General features: G+C 68.3%; 3 protein-coding genes. All 3 read right to left on the bottom strand.

The features are described 5' to 3' along the window. Positions 1-227: 227 nt before the first annotated feature. A complete protein-coding gene (locus G3N64_RS39040; RefSeq protein ID WP_205788888.1) occupies positions 228-560 on the bottom strand; it encodes a flagellar protein FliT in 333 nt (110 codons plus the stop codon). Next, the gene (gene fliS / locus G3N64_RS39035; RefSeq protein WP_205788887.1) at positions 557-991 is read right to left on the bottom strand and encodes a flagellar export chaperone FliS; all 435 of its coding nucleotides are present in this window, start codon (positions 989-991) and stop codon (positions 557-559) included. The genes G3N64_RS39040 and fliS overlap by 4 nt, the downstream gene beginning before the upstream one ends. 195 nt (positions 992-1,186) lie before the next feature. Continuing rightward, positions 1,187-1,414 (bottom strand): flagellar hook-basal body complex protein FliE (fliE, locus tag G3N64_RS39030; RefSeq protein WP_205788886.1); only part of this gene is annotated, 228 nt, incomplete at its 5' end.

The raw sequence follows: 1,414 nt of genomic DNA, 5'->3' as shown, positions 1-1,414 counted from the left end.
GGTCGCGCCGCCGCCGGCGGGCGCCGACACGGTGCCGGTCAGCAGGCTGTCGAGGCGGCTCGCCAGCAGCGCGGCCGCAACGGAGTCGATACCGGTCATGATCGGAGCCTGCTCACTCAGCCACCTCGTTGCGAATCCGGGAACGGCACGCCGGCGCCGCTCGCGGGAACTGCGCGCCTGCCGCAACGGGCTCGTGCGCCCCGCGTCCGTTTCCCCGGAAACGGGCCCTACCCGCGCGCGCGGTAGAGATCGGTCAATACCTTGGTCGAGCGCCGCGCCTCGAACAGCGCGGACAGCCGCGCGACGTCCGGGCTCGCGAGATCGCGGATCGCGGCGTCGTCCGCCAGGATGCGGCGGATCAGGTCGAGCTTGCGGCCGAGATCCGATTCGTCGAGCACGACGCCCGGATCGGCCTCCTTCAGCCCGTCGACAAGCTGCATGAATTCGGCCTGCAACCCCGGCAACGCGCTCCAGTCGGCGCTGCGCGCTGCGCACAGCATCCGTCCCGACACGGCGGCGAGCGCCTCGTAACGTTCGAAGTATTCGGCCTTGCGATTCATCTCGATGCTTCCACTGCCTGTTGCGCGGCCATCCGCGCGACTTCCGGGGCAATCCCCGTCCATGCTTCCTCGAGCGTCGCGAGCAGCCCGTCGACCTCGACCAGCATCGCGTCGCTCGCCTGCGCATTCGCTTCGAGCAGGCGCCGGCTGATATACGCATACAGCGCATCCAGCCGCTCCGCGATCTCGCCGCCCGCGTCGCGGTTCAGCGACGCCTTCAGCCCGCTGTCGACGATCCGGATCGCCTTGCCGATCGCTTCGCCGCGCGCGGACACATTGCCCTGCTGCAAATGCATGCGCGCCAGCGCAACCGCCTGCCGCGCGCCCTGGTACAGCATCGCGATCAACCGGTGCGGGGAGGCGCCCATCACCCCCGTCTCGACGCCGACACGCGCGTATGCACTGGCTCCAGCGTGTCCTGGGGAAAACATGCGCTTCTCCTTGTTATGCCTTGGCTATGCGGGAACCGCCGCCGTGCATCGCACGACGCGGCCTTCATCGAAGTTATCGGAAGGGATTTGAAAAGCTTTAGGCAAGCTGGACCTACCGCCGGGCGCAGCAGGGCCGGCCCGGAGGCCTTCCCCGAATAGCCGCCCCCGGATGGCCGTCCCCGGATGGCCGTCCCGTCACACCGACATCTGCATGATGTCGTTGTAAGCGCTCACTAGCTTGTTGCGGACCTGGAGCCCGAACTGGAAGCCGATGTTGGCTTTCTGCATGTCGACCATCACGTCGTTCAGCGACACGTTCGGCGCGCCGACCTCGAACGCCTGCGCCTCGCCGGCCGCGTGCTGCTGGTCGCCGCTGATCTTGTCGAGCGACGCCTTCATCGCGCTCGCGAAGGTGCCGGCCGA

The sequence above is a fragment of the Burkholderia sp. Ac-20344 genome, assembly GCF_017104975.1.
Classification (GTDB): Bacteria; Pseudomonadota; Gammaproteobacteria; order Burkholderiales; family Burkholderiaceae; genus Burkholderia.
The sequence above is the reverse complement of the archived record's forward strand: the minus strand, read 5'-3'. Positions and strand labels throughout refer to the sequence as shown.